General features: G+C 72.3%; 4 protein-coding genes. 2 read left to right on the top strand and 2 right to left on the bottom strand.

All coding sequences use genetic code 11. The features are described from left to right. Positions 1 to 1,074, bottom strand: a 1,074-nt coding sequence (locus AB0K09_RS28830) for an MFS transporter (RefSeq protein ID WP_366068349.1), incomplete at its 3' end; no start/stop codon positions are given. A 232-nt stretch (positions 1,075 to 1,306) separates the two neighbouring features. Here AB0K09_RS28830 and AB0K09_RS28835 point away from each other — a divergent pair. Next, positions 1,307 to 2,995: an FAD-dependent monooxygenase gene (locus tag AB0K09_RS28835; RefSeq protein ID WP_366068350.1), complete on the top strand. Its 1,689-nt coding sequence runs from the start codon at positions 1,307 to 1,309 to the stop codon at positions 2,993 to 2,995. 153 nt (positions 2,996 to 3,148) lie between these two features. On the opposite strand, the gene AB0K09_RS28840 is transcribed toward AB0K09_RS28835, so the two are convergent. Beyond that, the gene (locus tag AB0K09_RS28840) at positions 3,149 to 4,165 is read right to left on the bottom strand and encodes a 2-oxoglutarate and iron-dependent oxygenase domain-containing protein (protein WP_366068351.1); all 1,017 of its coding nucleotides are present in this window, start codon (positions 4,163 to 4,165) and stop codon (positions 3,149 to 3,151) included. A 712-nt stretch (positions 4,166 to 4,877) separates the two neighbouring features. On the opposite strand from AB0K09_RS28840, the gene AB0K09_RS28845 reads away from it, so the two are divergent. Further along, a partial coding sequence (locus tag AB0K09_RS28845; RefSeq protein ID WP_366068352.1) for a glycosyl hydrolase family 18 protein occupies positions 4,878 to 5,783 on the top strand: 906 nt, incomplete at its 3' end.

Raw genomic sequence — 5,783 nt, forward strand, 5'->3', positions numbered from 1 at the left:
GAACAGCACCGGCGCCCAGGGCGTGAGGGCCGCGGCCACCGGGGCCAGCACGCCGAGCCCGAGGAGGACGGTCAGGACGACCGGCCGGCGCAGCCGGGCCGCGACGGCCGCCAGGAACCACGACAGCGCGGAGCCGGCGAGCAGCGCCGCCATCTGCCCCACGCCGATGGCCCGGGTGCTCCAGTCGACCCGGTCGGCCAGGACGCGGGGCACCGAGTACAGCAGCGCGAAGTAGGACGTCGACAGGGCGAAGGCGAGCCCCGCGGCCGCGAGGAACACCGGGGAGCGCACCAGTGCCGCGGGCGCGAAACCGTCCGGCCGCGCGCGTACATGCAGGGCGAGCAGGACGGCCACGACGGCCGCGCAGCCGAGCGCCGGGCCGGGGAAGCGGACCATCCCGACCAGCGCGGTCACGAGGGCGAACAGCAGCGCCGCGCCGCGGGCGTCGAGGGAGCCCTCGCGCCGTCCGGCGAGCTCCTCGGGCAGCCGGCGCAGGACGACGGGCAGCGCGAGCAGGCACAGCAGCTGGACGCCGAGGGAGACGCGCCAGGACAGCCCGTCGTCGAGCAGCTTTCCGGCCAGTGGTCCGACGGCGCCGAATACGCCCGAGCCGGCGGTGATCCAGCCCATGCGGCGTACGGTTCCGGCCAGGTTCATCGCCGAGGTGACCAGCCCGGCGCCGCCGAGGCCGAGGACCGCACGGGCCACCAGGACCAGGGGGAACCACGAGGCCAGGGCGATGAGCAGGACGCCGGTGAGCACGGCCGCTGTGCTGAGGCCCAGCGTGAGGCGAACGCCGCGGCGGCGCAGCAGCGCGGCCGCCACCGGGGTGCCGACGGCGACCGCCCAGCCGAAGGCGGTGACCATCCAGGTCACGGTCGTCACCGAGACGTCGAGGCCGTCGCCGATGTCGCCGAGGATCAGGGCGGGGCCGTTGGCGCTCAGGGCGACGGGCGCGGCCAGCACCGCCAGCCATATGCCGGGCACCGGTCGCGGCGCCGCCCGGTCTCCGGCCTCCTCGGTGGGTAACGGCGCCGGGACGCCGGTGACGGGGCTTCGGGGGGTTCGCGTCATGGATCGCTGCCTTTCGTGAAACGACGGCGCGCGTGCGTCGCTCTGCTGAGGACGCGTTTTGAGGGTGCCACGACGATCCGTGGCCGGTACAGCCGGATCGGCCGGAGGTGACGGACTTCCGGGTGATTGACGTACTCTCCGAAGGGCTGTTGACGCTACCATTCCGCTTATCCCAGGCTCTTTCGGCCTACAGGGATTCTTCGTCGAACCAACAAGCGGATGGGTCGTACACATGACTGAATTACCCTCGTTGGAGGACGGTGGCGAAAAAGCCGTCCGAAAACTCTCTGGGAAAGTCACCGGAAAAGTCGCCGGGAAATCCGACGACAAGAGCGGCAAACCCGACGACGCCTTCGACGTACTCGTCGTGGGAGCCGGCCCCACGGGGCTCCTCGCGGCGTGCGAACTGCTGCGACGCGGAATCCGCGTCCGCGTCATCGACAGGATCAGTGCTCCGATGCACGTCCCCCGGGCCCTGTCGATCTATCCCAGGGCCCTGGACATCCTCACGGACCAGGGGCTGGAGGAGGGTGTGCGCGCGGCCTCCATCAGCATCAACACCCTCAGCTATTTCTCCGACCGGAAGCTGCTGGCCTCCTTCCCCATGGCGCCCGAGCACGCGGCCCGGGTCCTGCCGCAGTACGAGACGGAACGCCTTCTCACCGAGCGGCTGCACGCCCTGGGCGGCAAGGTCGAACGAGGCGTCAAACTGCTCGCTCTGGAGGGCGTCGACCATTCCGGGCGCATCGAGGGCACCGACCCGGTGACCGCCGTGCTGGAACTGGGCGACGGCACGCTCGAACGCCTGCGCGCGCCGTATGTGATCGGCGCCGACGGGGCGGGCAGCACGGTGCGCGGCCAGCTCGGCATCGGCTTCCAGGGCTCCACGTACGGCCTGGAGTTCGCGCTCATCGACGCCCGCGTCGAGGGCGACCTGCCGTCCGACGAGATCCTCTACTACCAGGGGGAGTCCGGCACCCTGGCGGTGATCCCGATGCCGGACGACGTCTTCCGGTTCTTCTCCGTGCTGCCGAAGGGAGCCGGGGAGGTCGACGTCCCCATGATGCAAAGGCTCCTGGACGAGCGCGGGCCGCGCGGCGTACGGATCACCGAACCGGTCTGGACGACCATCTTCCGGGTGCACGCGCGACTGGCCACGGACTTCCAGCTCGGCCGGGTCTTCCTCATGGGCGACGCCGCGCACGTGCACAGTCCCGCCGGCGGTCAGGGCATGAACAACGGCATCCAGGACGCGCAGAACCTGGGCTGGAAGCTGGCGTCCGTCATCCGCGGCGAGGCACCCGCGTCCCTGCTGCTGAGTTACGGCCTGGAGCGCGCCGAGGCGACGCACCGCATCATCCGCGACACGGACCTGCAGACCCGGGCCTGGATGGTCGGCGGCCCGGCAATGGTCAAGGCGCGCGACGCGGGCTTCCGCCTGATGGACCGCACGGGCGTGGTCTCCCGGTACTACGCCTCGCTCCTCGCCGGGCGCCGGATCTCCTACACGCCCCGGCGCGCCACCCAGTCGCCGTCCGGCTGGTCCGGCTGCCGGGTGCGGGGGCGGATGCCGGGCGGTGTGAAGGTCGGCGCACAGTTCCCGCGCCAGTGGGCCGAGGCGTACGGCATCTGCGGACCCGACGCGGACCCGCTGGGCTGGACGGTCGCCGTGCTGCCGCCCACGCGGGGCGCGGTGCCCTGGACCCGGCAGGTGGAGCACATCGCCGCCGCGCGGCCGTCCGTGCGCGTGGTCGTGCTGCGCCGCGGGGACACGGGAGGCGCCACCGGCTGCCGGCGGCCCGGCTACGTCCTGGTGCGCCCGGACGGCCACATCGCCGCGCACGGCCACGAGGGCGACCTGAACCGGCTGGAGGCGGAGCTGGACGCGGCCCTGTTCCGGGTGGAGCGGGCGCGGGACTGACCCGCCGCGGGGCGCCGGGTCGGATCCGGCGCCCCTGCCCGTGCGGCTGCCGCCCCGGGGGCACTCCTCAGGAGCAGCTGCTGCCGCAGGAGGACGAGGAGGAGGACGTGCTCTTCCTCCTCCTCGCGGCCCGGCGGGCCGAGGCGCTTCGCGTCAGCCGACGGGCGTGCCGGCGTCCAGCAGCTCCGGGTGGTACTTGCGCGCGACGGCGGGGTGGGCCCGCAGCCAGCCCTTGATCTCGTTCCGCCCGTACTCGGCGAAGAGCGGGTTGGCCGCGTCCTGGGTGACGCCCGGGGCGAGATGGGCGTGCGGGAAGGACACCGGCTCGATGCGGGCGTCGAGGCGGGGGTTGTAGAAGAAGGGCACGGAGAAGCGCTCGCGGTTGCCGGGCGGGCTGACCACGCGGTGGTTGGTGGCCTTGAGGTAGCCGTTGGTGGCGACTTCCAGCAGCTCGCCGAGGTTGATCACGAAGGCGCCGGGCAGCGGCGGCACATCGATGAAGGTGCCGTCGGGCATCTCGACCTGCAGGCCGCCGACCTCGTCCTGGAGCAGCAGGGTGAGGAAGCCGTAGTCCTTGTGCGCGCCGACGCCCTGGGCCGCGCCGTCGGGGGCGCTGCCGGGGTAGCGCACGAGCTTGAGGTGCAGATGGGGGCGGTCGGCGAACGCCTCGTCGTAGAAGTCCGGCGGGGCGCCTATCGCGGCGAGCAGCTCGTGCAGCAGCCGCTCGGCGACCGAGCTGAGCCGGTCGATCCAGCGCAGGGCGGTCGTACGCAGCTCGGGGAGGGCGTCGGGCCACTGGTTCGGGCCTTCCAGCCACCAGTAGCCGGGCTCGTCCGCGGCGGGGATCCGGGGAGCGCGTTCGGCGCCGATGTCCAGCTGGTCCCGCCAGTCGCGGCTGCCGCCGGTGCGCTCGTCACCGATGCGCGTGTAGCCGCGGAAGTGGGGGGAGTTGAGGTTGCTGACGGCGAGGCGGTCCGCTTCGGGGAGGGCGAAGAAGGCGCGGAGGTCGCGCATCAGGCCGGCGGTCTCCTCCGGCGTGATGCCGTGGCCGGTGAGGTGGAAGAAGCCCACGTCCCGGGCGGCGCTGTGCAGCGCGTCCCGGAATCGGGCACGGTCCTCCGGGCCCGCGGTGGCGGCGGAGAGGTCCAGAACGGGAAGCTCTTTGATCATGAGGTGTCCCTGGGCTGTGAGGGTCCGGCGATCACCCGGGGTGGCCGGGTGGCCCGCTACGGTGCCGCAGGGTATGCGAGCAGGGCGGGGCCGGTAGGCGGCTCGAGAAAACTGGCAGAAAGAACTACGAAGAACGACGCAGAACAACGCGGAACGACGAAGAACTGCGGAGAAGACCCGGAGTGAGGACCGCGGGGAATCCGCGGAGGCGCTACGTGGCGGCCCGGAACGAGGGGCCGGCGGGGCAGGGCGGAAGGGTCAGCCGTGACGGCGACAGGACATGCTCGTGACGCGGACGAAGTCCACGTGGCGGCGCTTGACGAGCATGTTCACACCCCAGAGGGTATACGACCCCGGAGCGGATTCGGCCGCCGGGTGACACGGCTCACGCCGCGCTCGCCCCCATCGGGGCGGGGCCCGCCCGGGCGCGGTCTGTGGGGGCGCGATCCGAGCGGGCCGACGGCCGCGGTTCCCGCCGCGCCCCGCACGCTATCAGCCGGTGCGCCCCGGTCAGGGCCCGTCACCCGTTCGCCCGGCGTCGCGGCTCGAACGAGTGAAGGCCCCGCGGCGGGCCCCGAACGACCGTATTCCTCGCGCCGGTTCGCGTCACGACCCTTGACGCACCACTGGTCCAGTCCAACGATGTTCCCGCGCAACGGCCCCCACCTCGCGCACATCCACCGCGTGCGCATCACAGCCACCGGGAGCATCCGTGAAACCACTCATATCCTTACGCGCCGGAGCCCGTCTCCTCGCGCCTCTGACCGCGCTGGCCATCGCCGCGGCACCGGCCCTGGGCGCCGGGGCGGCCCACGCCGCACCCCCCGCCGCCGCGCCTCCTGCCGCCGCCCCCGCCCCGCTTCCCGCCCATGTCTTCGCGCCGTACTTCGAGACGTACAGCTCCGACAGCCCCGCGGCGCTCTCCGCGCAGTCCGGCGCCAAGCATCTGACGATGGCGTTCCTGCAGACCGAGGCGAAGGGGTCCTGTACCCCGTACTGGAACGGGGACACCGCGAAGCCCGTGGCGCAGTCCGTCTTCGGCCCGGACATCGCGACGATCCGCGCGGCCGGCGGCGACGTCATCCCCTCCTTCGGCGGTTACGCCGCGGACAACGGCGGCACCGAGCTCGCCGACAGCTGCACCGACGTCGGCAGGATCGCCGCCGCCTACGAGAACGTGATCACGACCTACGGAGTGACCAGGCTCGACCTCGACATCGAGGACAACTCCCTGACGAACGACGCGGGCGTCGACCGCCGCAACAAGGCGATCAGACAGGTTCAGGACTGGGCCGCGGCCGCGGGCCGCACCGTGCAGTTCTCCTACACCCTGCCCACGACCACCCGGGGCCTGGCCGACAGCGGTCTGGCCGTCCTGCGCAACGCCGTCGCCAACGGCGCCCGTGTGGACGTCGTCAACATCATGACCTTCGACTACTACAACGGCGCCGCCCACGACATGGCCGCCGACACCGTCGGGGCGGCCACCGGGCTGCACGACCAGCTGGGACGGCTGTACCCGGACAAGAGCTCCGAGCAGCTGTGGGCCATGACCGGTGTCACGGAGATGCCCGGCTTTTATGATTACGCCACCCCCGAGATCTTCACCACCCAGGAC

Origin of the sequence: Streptomyces sp. NPDC049577 (genome assembly GCF_040675635.1) — a bacterium.
Classification (GTDB): Bacteria; Actinomycetota; Actinomycetes; order Streptomycetales; family Streptomycetaceae; genus Streptomyces.